This window comes from Geobacillus thermocatenulatus (assembly GCF_002217655.1).
Taxonomy (GTDB): Bacteria; Bacillota; Bacilli; order Bacillales; family Anoxybacillaceae; genus Geobacillus; species Geobacillus thermocatenulatus.
The window spans coordinates 1,571,609-1,587,026 of sequence record NZ_NEWK01000001.1; the positions used below are offsets into that span (position 1 = coordinate 1,571,609).

Here is a 15,418-nt window from a genome sequence, read left to right on the forward strand (position 1 = left end):
ATGTTTGTTATCATTACGTATGACGTAGCGGAGAAGCGGGTCAACAAAGTTTGCAAAAAATTAAAGGAATATCTCACTTGGACGCAAAATAGCGTATTTGAAGGGGAGATTTCGAAAAGTCTGCTGATGAAGTGCATGTATGAATTAGAGATGATCATCGATAAACAAGAAGACTCCATTTACTTATACGAAGTAGAAAACCCGAAGAATATAAAAAAGCGGGTATTTGGTCAGGAAAAGAATTTTGATGAGTTGTTCCTCTAAGCTTTAAGAATTTGCAGTGAACCGCATTTTAGAGGATGAATGGGAGAAATCTTGATTTATCAAGGGCAGTGCTTCATTATTTGCGTAACATTAAAAACACGATTATCACTTTACTGCAAAATACGGTATAATTGATGCGTAGGCATTAGCGTGAATTGCTTGCTACATCAATAAATATTATTTTGTAACTGATAGGGTTTAATCTGAACGGAGAGGGATTTAAATTACTGCTTCAGTTGTCACTGAATCGCGTTTTACCAGTCGGTTTAATCTGAACGGAGAGGGATTTAAATGCAAACAGGTTGATGTTGATTTTTGGCAGCGCACGTTTAATCTGAACGGAGAGGGATTTAAATATCGACCACCACACCCACTATTGACCGCCCCCTAAGTTTAATCTGAACGGAGAGGGATTTAAATGGATACCGTCTTGAGGCTTTATCTCGTGGTGTCACTTAGTTTAATCTGAACGGAGAGGGATTTAAATGGCGGTGAGCCGTTGAACAATCCTGATGATTTGTTGTTTAATCTGAACGGAGAGGGATTTAAATTGGAAATAAAGTATTTTGACACTGATGCCTTTTTCGTTTAATCTGAACGGAGAGGGATTTAAATAGGTTGCCGCGAGTTTGAGCAGTACACGAAAAAGGAGTTTAATCTGAACGGAGAGGGATTTAAATGATATGCAAGACGTATCAGCAACCCAACAATATCAGCGTTTAATCTGAACGGAGAGGGATTTAAATCAAGTTCGGTTTCGACTTTATTTTTGTCGCTCAGTCGTTTAATCTGAACGGAGAGGGATTTAAATTGTCATCATTGACGAGGCTGGCATCATGTTTAATAGTCGTTTAATCTGAACGGAGAGGGATTTAAATAGCGATGAGCGATCACAAAGATGCCGGCTGGATCAAGTTTAATCTGAACGGAGAGGGATTTAAATATTCAACCCCAACTCAAGCGCATGATACGACTTACCGTTTAATCTGAACGGAGAGGGATTTAAATGATAGTCCGTTTCAGACACAAGATTTCAATGAGACTCTTGTTTAATCTGAACGGAGAGGGATTTAAATACATCTTTCCGCCTCTCCCGTGAGACACTTGATATGTGTTTAATCTGAACGGAGAGGGATTTAAATCAGCCGCCTGTGCGCGGAGCTGGGCGATTTTGTTGGTTTAATCTGAACGGAGAGGGATTTAAATATTTTTTTTCCAGTTCACTTAGGGGGGATGCATCTTGGTTTAATCTGAACGGAGAGGGATTTAAATGTGTAAACTTAAGCGGAACAGTCATGCCGGCAATATGAGTTTAATCTGAACGGAGAGGGATTTAAATTTTTTTGAATTGTAATAAATTCAACGTATATGCTGTGTTTAATCTGAACGGAGAGGGATTTAAATGAAACAATCCTAACGACAGGCGCCGCAAAAGCAGGTTTAATCTGAACGGAGAGGGATTTAAATTCAGTATTATGTGTTTGAGGAGCAGTTCGCCGAAAGGTTTAATCTGAACGGAGAGGGATTTAAATTGAAAGTCGATGTTGCTGAATTGGAGAAAAAATTGGCGTTTAACTCACATTTCGCACCCTCCCGACGAAAATCGGGAGGATTTTTTCATCCCGATGTCGAATAGGTCCTTGGTACACAAGGAAAGCAAAGGAGTTTCCACACCATGGACGTTCGAATTCATGCTATTTATTTTTATGATCAAAGAGATGTATGAAAGGGGAATGAGTATTTCCGATATTGCGAGGGAATTGGGGATCGATCGGAAAACCGTCCGAAAATATATTCACTCCCCCAATCCTCCTTCCAAATCCAAGCGAAAACCAAGAAAAAGCAAGTTAGATCCATTTAAGCCGTATCTTCAAAAACGGATGTTAGAAGATGGGGTGTTTAATAGCGAAAAGTTGTTTTTTGAAATTCGACAACAGGGCTATACGGGAGGAAAGACGATTTTAAAAGACTATATGAAACCTTTCCGAGAGACGGCGAAAAAGAAATACACCGTTCGTTATGAAACGCTTCCTGGCGAACAAATGCAAGTCGATTGGAAAGAAGTTGGGGAGGTCGTGATCGAAGGGAGAAAAGTCAAGTTATCGCTATTTGTGGCTGTGTTAGGCTATTCGCGGATGAAATACGCGGTATTTACGGTCAGCCAGGATCAGGAACACTTAATGGAATGCCTGATTCAGAGTTTCAAGTACTTTGGTGGGGTTCCGAAGAAGGTGTTATTTGACAATATGAAGACCGTTACAGACGGGCGAGAACAAGGAGTGGTGAAATGGAATCAACGATTTTCCGAATTTGCGAGTTACTACGGATTTATTCCAAAAGTATGCCGGCCCTACCGAGCCCAAACAAAGGGAAAAGTCGAACGAGCCATTCAGTATATTATGGATCACTTCTATGTAGGAACATCGTTTGAAAGCATCGAAGAATTAAATTTCCTTTTACATCGTTGGCTCGATCAAGTGGCAAATCGGAAGCCAAACGCCACTACCGGTATTTCTCCGCAAGAGCGTTGGGCCGAGGAGTCACTCAAGCCTCTTCCGTTGAACGATTACGATACGAGCTATCTTTCCTATCGGAAGGTGCATTGGGATGGCAGTTTCTCCTACAAAGGGGAACAATGGCTCTTATCGGCGGAGTATGCGGGCAAAGAAATTCTGGTGAAGGAGCGATTAAATGGAGATATTCAATTGTACTTTCGAGGGGAGGAGATTTCTCACGTGGACCAACAGAAAAAAGTGATTTCATTCGCCGAAAAAATAAAAAAGAAACAGACAGAAAGGGCAGCCGCCATTTCGCCTGTTTCGGTGGAAGTGGATACTCGTCCATTGTCCGTTTATGACGCATTCCTGCGAGGGGAAAGCTCATGAAAGAACGAATACACGAGTATTGCCACCAACTCCATTTGCCTGTCATGGCGGAGCGATGGTCCGCCATGACAGAATACGCCTCTACTCATAATATATCATATTCAGAGTTTTTATTCCGCTTATTAGAGGCAGAAATCGTCGAAAAACAGGCACGATCGATCCAAACGCTCATCAAGCTGTCCAAACTGCCGTATCGCAAGACGATCGATACGTTTGATTTTACCGCGCAGCCTTCGGTGGATGAGCGCCGGATTCGAGAGCTGCTGACCTTGTCGTTTATTGATCGAAAGGAGAATATTCTTTTTCTCGGTCCGCCGGGGATTGGGAAGACACATCTGGCCATTTCGATTGGAATGGAGGCGATCGCAAGAGGATATAAAACGTATTTTATTACCGCTCACGATTTGGTCAATCAGTTAAGAAGAGCCGACCAGGAAGGAAAGTTGGAGAAAAAGCTTCGTGTCTTTGTGAAGCCAACCGTTCTCATTATTGATGAAATGGGGTATCTAAAACTGGACCCAAACAGCGCTCATTACTTATTTCAAGTGATCGCTCGTCGGTACGAGCATGCCCCGATTATCCTCACCTCCAACAAAAGCTTCGGGGAATGGGGAGAAATCGTGGGAGACTCGGTGTTGGCGACAGCGATGTTAGATCGATGACTGCATCATTCCATCATTTTCAACCTAAAGGGGGAAAGCTATCGATTACGGGAAAAGAGGCTCCAACAAGAAAAACAGAAGGATCAGTGAAAGGTCCTTCTGGGGAATTTTAAACCGGCGATTTTGGGGAAAAAATAATCGGCCTTGACACTCACATTCGTCTCTTACGTTCGGCCACGATGCATGAGTCCGGATCTCTACGATCCGAACTAACAAGAGGGCCAGCCAACTGAGCAGCACATGCGCCCGGATGCGGTCTTCCAAACGATGATACATGGGACGCAGCTCAAGTGTCGATTTCAACGTCCGAAAGGCCTGCTCGATATCCACCAGCTGCTGATACCCGATGGCGACATCTTCCGCAGACAAGGTATCGTCGGATGTTCGAATGAGATATTTGCCGTCATACTTTTCCGCTTCACGAACCGCCTGCTTGTCGATGCGAATCGTTCCATCCTTCAATTGACGCAAGTATTTTCCGTAGGACGGATGGGAACGCAGCCGGCAGGTGGCCTTATGATGAGCTTCATTAGGGAGTTGGCGAAGCCCCTCCAACTCCTCTTTCAGCGATTCGAGCAGCGTTTCCCGTTCCTTGCGTTGGCGTTCGGCTTCGCTGGGATTGTACACGAGAACATAGCGTTGACGGGCTTCTCCGTCGCCGACGATGATTTCTTTGATATGCAAGTTCTCGCGAACTTGTTGGTAGCGCCCACGGCGGCTCAACGCCTCTTCGACGGCGGCTTTGCCAGATCGCATTTTTTCGCCGACAATGTAGTGTCCCCCGGCCTGTTGCAAGATTCGCAAATTCTCTTCAGAGGAAAAGCCGCGGTCCATGACGCTGATCACACGTCCAAGCTTCCAGCCAATCAAGTCTTGTTTCACCTGTTTGATGACCGTCATGTCCATGGTATTGCCAGGCCATACCCAAGCGCGAATCGGGATTCCTTCCCGGGTGACAGCCAGTCCAATGACGATTTGAACCAAATCAGGACGCTTATCTTTGGAAAAACCCTGCTTTCGAAGCGATTCTCCTTCCGGTGTTTCCGAGGGATCCACTTCGAAGTACGACGAAGTCGTATCAAAGTAAATCAAATCGACTTCCAGGTTCAATAAATCGGCCACGGCATGGAACACTTGGCGTTCCAATTCCGGCTGCACAGCCAACAGCTCATCCATCGCCCGGTATAACTGGTGGCTGGCGACTTGGGGAAGATGAGGGATATGCACGTCTTTCTCCACCCAATCCTCCATCGCCAACTTGCTTGACGGATGAAGGGCACGATTCGCCACCATGGCAAAAATGAGCCGTTCCAACGGAATCTGATGATGTCGGGAGGCAAACAAGGAGTGGAGAATCTCTCCCAATCCCAGTTGTCTCCAGAGCTGATCCAAAAGCCAAGCGCCTCGACTGCGGAACGCTCTCTCCGCGATCCAGCCGTCCTCTTCCCCCGGTCTAGAACCTTAAGTCTTGAGCTGGCAAGCCTATGTATTTTTTCTTGCACTTCTCTGCATTTTTTGCTTGCAAAAAACATACGTTTAATCTGAACGGAGAGGGATTTAAATTGATCAAGTGTTTTATATCATTGATCGGGCGGTGATGGTTTAATCTGAACGGAGAGGGATTTAAATTGCTGTCGCGGCTTGTGTCGTACTAGTGCTTGTAACGTTTAATCTGAACGGAGAGGGATTTAAAGGGCGCTCAATGTGTTCCGTATGGAGCTGTTGGGAGCGTTTGATCTGAACGGAGAGGGATTACAAGGCCGCTTGTTTGCAGCGGCCTTAGTTGAGCACTCCAATGAGCGCATCCTTGGTATCACAGTGAGGCGCTAACTAATCGCCACTCCTGCACTCGCATATCCCGTGACGGAAGCGGCAATCGAAAGGCCGGAAGTGGTGGTGAAAAACGCCATGAGCAGCCGGTCGCCAGCATTGACAGGCACGTTTAATCCTGTGACGATGCCGCTGGCGTTTTGGGCTAGGGAGATGGGAAAGGTGATTGATGGCGTTAATGTAATGAGCGTGCCTGGAATAGGCGAAAATACGTTGCTGGACGGAGAAGTGGCGATATACAATTGGGCGCGGATCGTAGCCGTTCCTAAAAGCGCTGTGCCCGCTGTGGCGGAAAAATTCGCTGCGATAGCAGTAATGATCCCTGAACGCGGGATGGTAAAGGAAAAATTCGATATCCCGCCAAGGTTTATGGTTCCTCCCACTAAACTGATGCTTGAAGCAGCATTTCCAAATCCGATCAAACTTGCGGTGTCGGCCAGCCCAGCTATAGTGGCGGTCAAGACAACCGTTGTTCCAGAAGCGAATGGAATGATGGCTCCTGCTCCAGCCGGTCCTGTCGGTCCCGTGGGTCCTGTGGGTCCTTGAGGTCCGATGGGTCCCGTGGGTCCGGTTGGCCCAGTGGGTCCTTGAGGTCCTGTGGGTCCGGTCGGTCCTGTAGGTCCTGTAGGTCCTTGAGGTCCGATGGGTCCCGTAGGCCCAGTTGGCCCCGTGGGTCCTGTGGGTCCTTGAGGTCCGATGGGCCCCGTGGGTCCTGTGGGTCCTTGAGGTCCGATGGGTCCCGTGGGTCCAGTCGGTCCCGTGGGTCCGGTTGGCCCAGTGGGTCCTTGAGGTCCGATGGGTCCTGTAGGCCCGGTTGGCCCCGTGGGTCCTGTGGGTCCTTGAGGTCCGATGGGTCCTGTAGGCCCGGTCGGCCCCGTGGGTCCAGTCGGTCCCGTGGGTCCCGTCGGCCCCGTCGGTCCGGTATAGATTTTTACAATCGGCGGCCATGTTCCGCATAAAGGGGAAAGACATTTTACTCGAATAGGACGTCGGTCAGACAAGCGGCATAACCTCCTTTCATCACGATTCATCGGTTTGGTGGAACGTGCTTTCGGCGGCGAGAATGGATTGCAGCAAACATTCGTTGTGCAAAACCGCGGGATGATGAGGAACGTATTGTTTGGCTTTTTCGTTATGTTGGTATGCTAACTCGTACTCGCCCATGTAAAAGTAACATACACAAAGCTGCAAGTGGGGAAGCCAAGTCCAGCAAGCATGATGAACAAATCCCCAGCTGTCGGAAGGCATTGTGAGTTGAGTGGCTAAATGGTACCAAAAGGCGGCAAGACGATATTGCTTGCGCTGAAGAAAGTAATAGCCCAGCCGGCAGCAGCATTCAGCCCGAGGGGTATCGTATTCGAACGATCGGAACGCATATCGCAATGCCTGTTCTTCATCACCGAGTGCATCAAAACAGTCCGCTACCTTTCCGCAGGCGGCGATGCAATCTTCCACCCATCCTTGTTTGGTCTGCAAAAACCGTTCATAATACTGAATGGCCCGCTCGTATTGTTGATGGTCGAACAGTTCGTTGGCGAAGTAAAACAGATCTCTTGGGGAAAATTCTTTTCCTTGTGCCAACTGTTTCTCATAGATTTGCAAATTTCGATCTGAAGCGCAGCGGTTGGGTTGATGAATAATGGTAATATCGCTGTTGAGAATCGTTCCCCATACTTCTAGATATTCATGAACCACCCCATGCCATCGGAAGCCGTTGGATCGTTTGACGAGGCGGTTTCGGCGGACGCTCGAGATCGTCTTTCCATATTCATCTTGGGCAAGGCTGTAAATCATGGTGACGGAGTCGATGTCAGAAGAAAGGGTGCGCTTCAATGTGAGAAATTTGGTCTGCTCTTCTGCTGGCAGGATGTCGTCTGCGTCCAGCCAAAAAATATAGTCCATGGTGGCGTGGGAAAAGGAGAAGTTTCGCGCCGCCGAGAAATCATCGCTCCAAGGAAAGTCGATGACTCGTGCGGTGTAGGAGCGGGCGATTTCTTTCGTGCGATCCGTTGATCCTGTATCTACAATCACGATTTCGTCTACGAGATGTCGGATGCTGTCCAAACAGCGGACAAGGACGTCTTCTTCATTTTTGACGATCATGCAAAGACTGATGGTGATCAATTTCCTTGCACCTTCCTTTCGACCATGTTGCTGTTTCACTATATGCATCATGCGGGAACGTGCTTATGCCAATGCCGCATGGCGCTGTGAAAATCGAGGAAAAAGGGCGGAGTGAAGGAAATCCCTTCATCCCCGGAATCAATGGGGGATGAAGGGGGTTATTTGCTTCGCGGTTGACCTTAGTTGTGAATGAGCGCCCTGCTGTAAGGCGGTGCTCCCGCAATCCTCTCGCTTTGAAACGCCAGCCTCAATCGGGAGGGGTTACACCGCTTCAACAGGAATAAATTCCCATTTATTTACATCAAATAATCCTTGGTCGGTCAGCTTGAGCTCTGGGATGACCGGCAAGGCGAGGAAGGACAATGTGATGAATGGGTTGAACGAGCCATTGGCGCCGATGGCTTTAAGGGCTTTGTCAATCTGCTTCAATCCGCTCAGCACCTCGGTATAGTCTTTTCTTGTCATTAAACCGCCGATCTCAAGCGGCAGGCTGGCAAGCACCGCTCCGTCTTTGATGACCGCCAAGCCGCCGTGCTGCCGGCGGAGCTGTTCGATGGCGGCGGCGAGGTCGCGATCGTTTGTTCCGGCGGCGATGATATGGTGTGAGTCGTGCGCGATCGAAGAAGCGATGGCGCCTGCCTTGAATCCGAAGCCGCGGACGATGCCAAGGCCGATGCCGAGGCCGCGATGGCGTTCGACGACAATAAGCTTCAGCAAATCCCGCTCGATCGAGGGGCAGAAAGCTCCTTCCTGGACATCAACGTCCGTGATGAGGTGGTTCGTATGCAAATGGTTCGGGATGATCTCGATGACATGGGCTTTCGTTCCTCTTTTCATCGGGATGCGAAGATCGGTTTCGTCCACTGCTTGGCAACGGATGGAGTGAAGCAATGGCTGTTCAAGGCTTTCTGCCGATCGTTCGGCTGGAAACACCGTCTGTCCATGTTGGGCCACCAGTCTTCCCGCTTTGAAGACGTGGGTGATGTTCAATGTTTCCAAATCGTCAACGAACAAAAAGTCGGCGTCATATCCTGGAGCGACAGCGCCTTTTGTCGGCAAACGGTAGCACTCTGCGGCGTTCAGCGTGGCCATTTGGATGGCCAGGAGCGGGTCGAGGCCGGCCTGAATGGCGAGCCGCACGTTATGATCGACGCTGCCTTCAAACCATAAGTCATCAAGATGTTTGTCATCCGTGCAAAAGAGAAAGCGGCGCGCGTTGTGCTCATGGATGGCGGGGAGAAGTTTTTTGAGGTCTTTGGCGACTGAGCCTTGGCGAATGAGCACGTACATGCCGCGGCGAACGCGTTCCAGCGCTTCGTCGGGAGTGACGCATTCATGGTCCGTATGGATGCGGGCGCTTCGGTAGACGTTGACGGCATCAGCGTCAAGCCCCGCCAAATGGCCGTCGATCAGGCGGTTGGCGTTGGCAGCGAGCGCCAGTTTGTCAAGCATCGATGGATGTTGTTCCCGTAATGATGGATAGTCCATCACTTCCGCCAATCCGAGCACTCGCTCATCGTTGAAAAACGGTGCCAGTTCCGCGGCGGATAAGACGGCTCCGGCATGTTCAAACGAGGCGGCCGGCACGCACGACGGCAGCATCATATACACATCGAGTGGCGTCCGTTTTGCCTCATCGAGCATAAACTGGATGCCGCACACACCGGCGACATTGGCGATTTCATGCGGATCGGCGATGACGGTCGTCACGCCGTGCGGAAGAACGACGCGGGCGAATTCGCTCGGAGGAACCATGGATGATTCAATATGCACGTGTCCGTCGATCAGTCCCGGACAAATGTAGCGGCCCTCGGCGTCGATCGTTTTCTCTCCTTCATAGCGCCCGATGCCGACGATCATTCCTTCCGCAATGGCGAGGTCTCCTTCGATGATTTCGCGCGTGAACACGTTGACGATTTTCCCATTTTGGATGACGAGATCGGCTTTTGTTTGTTTGGCGGCGGCGGCGATTTGGTTGTGCAATGTCGAATGCATGCAGTGATTCTCCTCTCTTTATGATGTGAATCGAGATGCCAGTGGAAATTGGCTTTATTGTAATGGGCTTGACGGAAGATGTCAATCGCTTTGGTGCTGATTTTGACACACCCCCTTTACAACGTAACAGTGTTATGTTACATTTATGATTGTGAGGGGGTGATGCCACGATGGAACCAGAACTCATCTCAAAAAAAGAACTGCTCGAGCTGACCGGCATTTCGTACGGCCAGCTGTACCGCTGGAAGCGGAAAAAGCTCATTCCGGAAGAATGGTTTATTCGCAAATCGACATTCACTGGGCAAGAGACGTTTTTTCCGAAAGAGAAAATCTTGGCGCGCATTGAGAAAATCAAAGAGCTGAAAGATGAGCTGTCGCTCGATGAACTCGCGGGTGTGTTTGCGCCGAATCCGGCGGCGGTCGTTTTGACGAGAGAGGAAATTGTAAAACGTCACATTGTTTCGGATTTGGTGCTGCAATGGTTGGATGATGAATGGGGAGGCCGCCAAGATGTGTCCTTTGCCGAGCTCCTGTCCCTTTACATCGTTGACCGGCTTCTTCGTTCCGGTGAGATCAGCATAGAAGAAGGAAAAAACATATGGAGGATGTTTGGGAGCCATTATCCAAAATTGCAAGGGAAGTCATGCGAGCTTGTCGTTTTGCGCAAAATGGGGGTCACGGTTTCCTTTCTTGTGGAAGGGACAGCAGCTTTGCATGTGGAAGAAGGGGCGAAGCTCATTGCGCGGCTGCACGTGCCAACGTATATTGAAGAGTTGAAACTGGCCATTTCGGAGGGATAAAAGGATGGAGCGTCGAGATTTGGTCATTGCCGGGACGGGTCATGCGTCCGGCGGGCTGTACAATTTGGTGAAATTGTCGGGAAATGGGAAGCTGTACGGCGACATCGACTGCCTCGAGCTGCAGGTGCAAGGAAACGCGGCCGTGGAAGGAAGCGTGAAAGCCAACACGGTCCATATTGCCGGGAAAGGAAACGTAGCAGGCGGGGTGGAGTGTGAGTGGATGAAAGTGAGCGGGAGTATAAGAATTGAAGAAAATGTGCAATGCCAAGAGGCGACCGTTCGCGGCCGCGGGGAGGCGAAAGGCTCATGGGCCGCGGAGGTGGTTCGCGTCCATGGCGAGCTCAATATCGGCGGTGATTGTTCGGCTGAGCGGATGGAGGTGGAAGGGCATTTTGCGGTCGGCGGGCTGCTGAACGCGGACTATCTCGAAGTGAAGCTGTTGGGCCCGAGCCGCGTAAAGGAGATCGGCGGGGAGACGATCGTCGTCAAGCGGCAAGGAAGTTCGCTGTTCAAAAAATGGTTTTTTCCAGCGGAGTTGACCGCCGATGTCATTGAAGGGGATTCCGTCCATCTCGAACATACGAGCGCGAAAATGGTGCGCGGCAATCGCGTCGTGATCGGGCCAGGGTGCGAGATCGAGCGAGTCGAATACCGAGAAAAGTTGGAATGCGATGAAGAGGCGAAAATCGGCACGATCGAGAAAGGGTGAAAACGATGGCGGAGAGAAACTTGACGATTCATGGATCGGCGCTTTCTGGAGGCGGTGTGTTCCATTACGTCACGATTCGCGGCGATGCGATGATTCGGGGCGACATCGAGTGCGACCGCTTGAAAGTGTTTGGCGCAGCGGACATGAAAGGAGCAGTTGCGGCCCGCACGTTTCGCCTATTTGGCCAAGCGAACGTGGACGGTCCCGTACAGGCGGAGAAAATGGGGGTGTTCGGGGAAGTGGACATCCGCGGACACGCCCGCCTTGGGCATCTTCAGCTGCGCGGGATGGCGCAAGTCGAGGGGGGCCTCGAAGCCGATGCCATCCGCGGTTACGGCGAGCTGTCGGTGTCGGGAAGCTGCGAAGCAGAGAGCGTTGCGTTGACCGGAGTCGTGCACATTGGACAGACGTTGAATGCGGAGCAGGTGGAACTGTCGCTCTGTTTTGCCGACAGCTCGGTCAAGGAAATCGGGGGGCGGACGATTCGCATTAAACAGGGAAAAACATGGAAGGCTGTTCATTGGTTGACGCGTCTTTCTCCATTGACCGCTGTGTTAGTGGCGGACACGATTGAAGGGGATGACATTTATTTGGAACATACAAAAGCCGCGGTCGTCAGGGGGGATCGGGTGACAATCGGTCCGGGCTGCGAGATTGGGCTTGTGGAATATCGGATGGCGTTTGCCCAAGATGAGCAGGCTGCGGTAAAAGAAAAAAGACAAAGGTAGAAGGAGACGGGACGATGGGGAACAAAGAAACGAAAACAGGGTTAGTGGTCATTGCATTGTTGCTCGGCATTTTTGTCGCTTCCATGGACAATACGATTGTGGCGACCGCCATGGCGACGATCGTCGCGGATCTAGGCGGGCTCAAGCAGTTTGTTTGGGTGACGTCAGCGTATATGGTGGCCGAGATGGCCGGGATGCCGATTTTTGGGAAACTGTCCGATATGTACGGGAGGAAGCGATTTTTCTTATTTGGCATCATAGTGTTTTTGCTTGGTTCGATTTTATGCGGCATGGCGCAAACGATCGTCCAGCTCAGCATCTTCCGTGCCATTCAAGGCATCGGCGGCGGGGCGCTTGTGCCGATTGCGTTTACGATTATGTTTGATATTTTTCCACCCGAGAAGCGCGGGAAGATGGGCGGACTGTTTGGAGCGGTGTTTGGCCTGTCCAGCATTTTCGGTCCGTTGCTTGGGGCGTACATCACCGATTATTTAAACTGGCGCTGGGTGTTTTACATTAACATTCCGCTCGGGATTGTCGCGTTTTTGTTGCTGTGGATGTATTATCGCGAATCGCCAAGGCATGCGAAACAAAGCATTGACTGGCTCGGCGTCATGACGCTCGTGCCGGCGATCGTCTGCCTCATGTTTGCGTTGGAGCTTGGCGGCCAGAAGTATGACTGGGACTCGGCCGTGATCATTGGGCTGTTTTCCGCGTTCGCGTTGTTGTTTCTCGCGTTTTTGTATGTGGAAACGAAGGCGCAAGAGCCGATCGTGTCATACCGTATGTTCCGCGAGCGACTGTTTGCGTCAACGACCTTGGTCGCCTTTTTCTCCGGCGCAACGTTTGTTGTCGCCACTGTGTACATCCCAATTTTCATCCAAGGGGTGACGGGCGGTTCGGCGACGAATTCCGGGCTCATCTTGTTGCCGATGATGCTTTCGACGACGGTATCGGCCCAGCTCGGCGGCTTTTTGGCTGGGAAAACGAGCTACCGCAACGTGATGTTCGGGTTTATGCTCTTGTTTGCGGCCGGGATCGGGCTGCTTGGCACGATTGATGAACAGACCACGCGGCTTGTCGTGACGTTGTACATGATCATTGTCGGATTAGGGGTGGGCGCTTCGTTTTCCGTCCTCGGCATGGCGGCGATCCATCATTTTTCCGAAGCGGAGCGGGGCGCGGCCAGCTCGACGAATTCGTTTGTCCGGTCGCTTGGCATGACCGTCGGCATTACGGTGTTTGGCATCATTCAGCGCAACTTGTTTACGGATCAATTGGCTGAGCAGTTTCACGGCATGGCGCAAGGCGCGTTTGGAAGCAGTGTTCACGACCCGCGTGCGATGTTGTCGCCAGAAACGCGGGCGCACATCCCGGCTCCGGTGCTCGATCGGTTGACGGAAGCGCTGGCTTCTTCGATCGCCGATACGTTTTTATGGGCGCTCATTCCCGCGGCGCTCACGATCGTTTGCGTGCTTTTGATGTCCAATGATCGGCTCGCCTCGTGGACGGGTGCGCGGGAACGAGCAAGTGAGAAATAAAAGGGGCATGATTGGAAGAAAAATAGAGTCCATGCAGCGGACGGGTGCTCATCATGCGGTTAGGGTGAGCCGTCCGCTTGTGGTTTATGCCGGGCTTTTGGCGAGATGTTGCCATTTCAGTTCTAATTGCTTAAACAGCGTTATTACATCTGCTGGACGTTGAAAGTGATAACGAATCGGGCGCCTCGCCAATAGCGGCAAGGTGTTTTTTGTGTGAAGATTGACAATGAATCAGCTGAGGGCTAATATACCTGTATGGGTAGTCAGATCGCATTGGTTTCGATCATTCTAAGCATGAAAATCCGCTATTGGTTGTCAGTGTTGTTGCATCGGTGGATGTGATCGAAAAAATAGTGGAACCGATGAGTGATGATTGGATCATCGATCATAAAAGAGACGATCCGGCAAGTTCGTGAAAAGGGGGAAAAGGTGGATGAAGGAAGAAAGACCAAAACAGACAGAGGACTCCAAATATATTCAGCAGCACTTAGCCAATGAACGGACGTTTCTCGCTTGGATTCGCACCTCGATTGCCATTATTGGAATTGCGTTTTTAATGATCAATTTGCATGAAAAATCAACAAGCAACGCATTGTCCACGGCTATTGTCCAATTGATCGGAGCATTGGCGGTGGTCATCTCCCTCTGCACGATTGTGTTTTCCACTATTAGTTATGTCATGAAGACGAAACAAATTAATGAACAAACGTTCCGGCCATCGCGTTCGCTCATTTGGTTTTTGGCTTCTTTGCTGTTGCTGATTACCGGGTTGTTTGGCTATTATTTCTTCACTTTGCTTTAATCGACTCGATCGGTCGCCCGGATTTGGCTGGGAAAGCGCAAGACTGGGGCGATGATCTGCGGGAGACGCTTTACCGACGTTACAAACAGCTTGCAGATGATTTGATTGTATTGCCGGCGCACTATATGGGGCCGAAGGAAATGAATGAGGGCGGCAGTGTCGCCGAACGGCTCGGTGTGCTTTATAAACGGAACCACGGTTTGAATATCTCAGATGATGAGGAGTTTCGCCGCACTGTCACCGAAAACTTACCGCCGCAGCCGAATGCTTACAAGGAAATTCGGCAGACCAACATGGGGAAATTGCATCCGACGGAAGAGGAACAACGGGAGATGGAAATCGGTCCAAACCGTTGCGCCGTTCGGTAGGGAAGAGGAGCCGGCGTTTTCCAATGCCAGCTTTTTTCCTCTCTTTACGAGTATAATGAAATTGAAGTGAGGAATAGGAGGGAAAAGGATGACAGGGCATCGTTTTCATTACGAACATGCTGAACGATTATTGGATCTGAAGCGCAAGGAATGGATCGACCCGCAACGGGTCATTTCGGTGTTGTCTGTGAAACCGGATGACACGGTCGTCGATTTCGGCTCGGGGAATGGTTATTTCACGATTCCTCTCGCGCAGGCGACAAACGGAAAAGTGTATGCGGTCGATGTGCAGCCGGAGATGATCCAGTTATTAAAAAAACGGGCGCAGCAGTTTGCGATCACCAACATTGAATATCAGGTGGCGGATGTCGCCTCGACCGCCTTGCCTTCTCATTCAGTGGACAAAGGAATCATGGCGTTCGTCTTTCATGAAGTGGAACGAAAAGAAGCCGCCCTTGACGAAATTCGCCGCGTGATGAAGCCAAACGGGCAGTTTCTGTTGATCGAATGGGAAGCGATGGAAAGCGAAATGGGGCCGCCGCTCCATGAGCGGATTCCGTCGGATGAGCTGTTTTCCTATGTGAAGCAAAAGGCGGGCAACGTGGAATGGGTCCATTTTCATCCAGCTGTCTATGGTCTGTTGATTCGGTCTGTTGATTCGCTGGGAATAACGAACGGGTGGGGAAAATCTTTTTTGTTGCTATTATACC

10 protein-coding genes, 5 pseudogenes and 1 CRISPR repeat array are annotated in these 15,418 nt (G+C 50.2%); of the genes and pseudogenes, 11 read left to right on the forward strand and 4 right to left on the reverse strand.

The features are described from left to right. From cas2 to istB, 3 genes and pseudogenes are all read left to right on the forward strand, one after another. Complete coding sequence (gene cas2, locus B9L19_RS08050; RefSeq protein ID WP_025948822.1) at positions 1–264, forward strand: CRISPR-associated endonuclease Cas2; 264 nt, start codon at positions 1–3, stop codon at positions 262–264. A gap of 196 nt (positions 265–460) precedes the next feature. Then, positions 461–1,796: a CRISPR direct-repeat array (repeat unit 29 nt; unit sequence GTTTAATCTGAACGGAGAGGGATTTAAAT). A gap of 159 nt (positions 1,797–1,955) precedes the next feature. Beyond that, positions 1,956–3,149: an IS21 family transposase gene (gene istA / locus B9L19_RS08055; RefSeq protein WP_089113895.1), complete on the forward strand. Its 1,194-nt coding sequence runs from the start codon at positions 1,956–1,958 to the stop codon at positions 3,147–3,149. Further along, a pseudogene (gene istB / locus B9L19_RS08060) lies at positions 3,146–3,901 on the forward strand (IS21-like element IS5376 family helper ATPase IstB). Before istA ends, istB begins: the two are co-directional and overlap by 4 nt. Before the next feature lie 60 nt (positions 3,902–3,961). Here the strand turns inward: istB and B9L19_RS08065 are convergent. Further along, a pseudogene (locus B9L19_RS08065) lies at positions 3,962–5,218 on the reverse strand (IS1634 family transposase); the annotation flags it as partial. 419 nt (positions 5,219–5,637) lie between these two features. Next, the gene (locus B9L19_RS19660; protein WP_244182606.1) at positions 5,638–6,102 is read right to left on the reverse strand and encodes an exosporium glycoprotein BclB-related protein; all 465 of its coding nucleotides are present in this window, start codon (positions 6,100–6,102) and stop codon (positions 5,638–5,640) included. Positions 6,103–6,373: 271 nt separating this feature from the next. On the opposite strand from B9L19_RS19660, the pseudogene B9L19_RS19795 reads away from it, so the two are divergent. Then, positions 6,374–6,568, forward strand: a pseudogene (locus B9L19_RS19795) (hypothetical protein). Between the two features lie 93 nt (positions 6,569–6,661). On the opposite strand, the gene B9L19_RS08075 reads toward B9L19_RS19795, so the two are convergent. Further along, positions 6,662–7,816 carry a glycosyltransferase gene (locus B9L19_RS08075; protein ID WP_081804140.1) on the reverse strand — a complete coding sequence of 385 codons (1,155 nt, stop codon included), beginning with the start codon at positions 7,814–7,816 and terminating at the stop codon, positions 6,662–6,664. A 210-nt stretch (positions 7,817–8,026) separates the two neighbouring features. Then, positions 8,027–9,760: an adenine deaminase gene (gene ade, locus B9L19_RS08080; RefSeq protein WP_047752932.1), complete on the reverse strand. Its 1,734-nt coding sequence runs from the start codon at positions 9,758–9,760 to the stop codon at positions 8,027–8,029. Between the two features lie 170 nt (positions 9,761–9,930). Between ade and B9L19_RS08085 the strand changes: the two genes are divergently transcribed. From B9L19_RS08085 to B9L19_RS08120, 7 genes and pseudogenes are all read left to right on the forward strand, one after another. Then, a complete protein-coding gene (locus B9L19_RS08085) occupies positions 9,931–10,560 on the forward strand; it encodes a YhbD family protein (RefSeq protein ID WP_047752933.1) in 630 nt (209 codons plus the stop codon). A 4-nt stretch (positions 10,561–10,564) separates the two neighbouring features. Continuing rightward, positions 10,565–11,269 carry a polymer-forming cytoskeletal protein gene (locus B9L19_RS08090; RefSeq protein WP_020278569.1) on the forward strand — a complete coding sequence of 235 codons (705 nt, stop codon included), beginning with the start codon at positions 10,565–10,567 and terminating at the stop codon, positions 11,267–11,269. 5 nt (positions 11,270–11,274) lie between these two features. Further along, positions 11,275–11,997 (forward strand): polymer-forming cytoskeletal protein, encoded by a 723-nt coding sequence (locus B9L19_RS19020; protein ID WP_047752934.1) that lies wholly within the window; start codon positions 11,275–11,277, stop codon positions 11,995–11,997. A gap of 14 nt (positions 11,998–12,011) precedes the next feature. Next, entirely contained in the window at positions 12,012–13,538 is a 1,527-nt protein-coding gene (locus B9L19_RS08105) for an MDR family MFS transporter (RefSeq protein WP_025950540.1), read from the forward strand. Positions 13,539–13,971: 433 nt separating this feature from the next. After that, entirely contained in the window at positions 13,972–14,340 is a 369-nt protein-coding gene (locus B9L19_RS08110) for a YidH family protein (RefSeq protein WP_047752935.1), read from the forward strand. Beyond that, positions 14,340–14,708, forward strand: a pseudogene (locus B9L19_RS08115) (MBL fold metallo-hydrolase); the annotation flags it as partial. The gene B9L19_RS08110 and the pseudogene B9L19_RS08115, both read left to right, overlap by 1 nt. A gap of 88 nt (positions 14,709–14,796) precedes the next feature. Continuing rightward, positions 14,797–15,357 (forward strand): annotated as a pseudogene (locus B9L19_RS08120) (class I SAM-dependent methyltransferase); the annotation flags it as partial. Positions 15,358–15,418: the final 61 nt, after the last annotated feature.

Bases quoted from the DNA above. Each gene is read 5' to 3' on its own strand.
- cas2 (WP_025948822.1), top strand. From the start codon at position 1: ATGTTTGTTATCATTACGTATGACGTAGCGGAGAAGCGGGTCAACAAA.
- istA (WP_089113895.1), top strand. From the start codon at position 1,956: ATGCTATTTATTTTTATGATCAAAGAGATGTATGAAAGGGGAATGAGT.
- B9L19_RS08075 (WP_081804140.1), bottom strand. From the start codon at position 7,816: ATGATGCATATAGTGAAACAGCAACATGGTCGAAAGGAAGGTGCAAGG.
- ade (WP_047752932.1), bottom strand. From the start codon at position 9,760: ATGCATTCGACATTGCACAACCAAATCGCCGCCGCCGCCAAACAAACA.
- B9L19_RS08085 (WP_047752933.1), top strand. From the start codon at position 9,931: ATGGAACCAGAACTCATCTCAAAAAAAGAACTGCTCGAGCTGACCGGC.
- B9L19_RS08090 (WP_020278569.1), top strand. From the start codon at position 10,565: ATGGAGCGTCGAGATTTGGTCATTGCCGGGACGGGTCATGCGTCCGGC.
- B9L19_RS19020 (WP_047752934.1), top strand. From the start codon at position 11,275: ATGGCGGAGAGAAACTTGACGATTCATGGATCGGCGCTTTCTGGAGGC.
- B9L19_RS08105 (WP_025950540.1), top strand. From the start codon at position 12,012: ATGGGGAACAAAGAAACGAAAACAGGGTTAGTGGTCATTGCATTGTTG.
- B9L19_RS08110 (WP_047752935.1), top strand. From the start codon at position 13,972: ATGAAGGAAGAAAGACCAAAACAGACAGAGGACTCCAAATATATTCAG.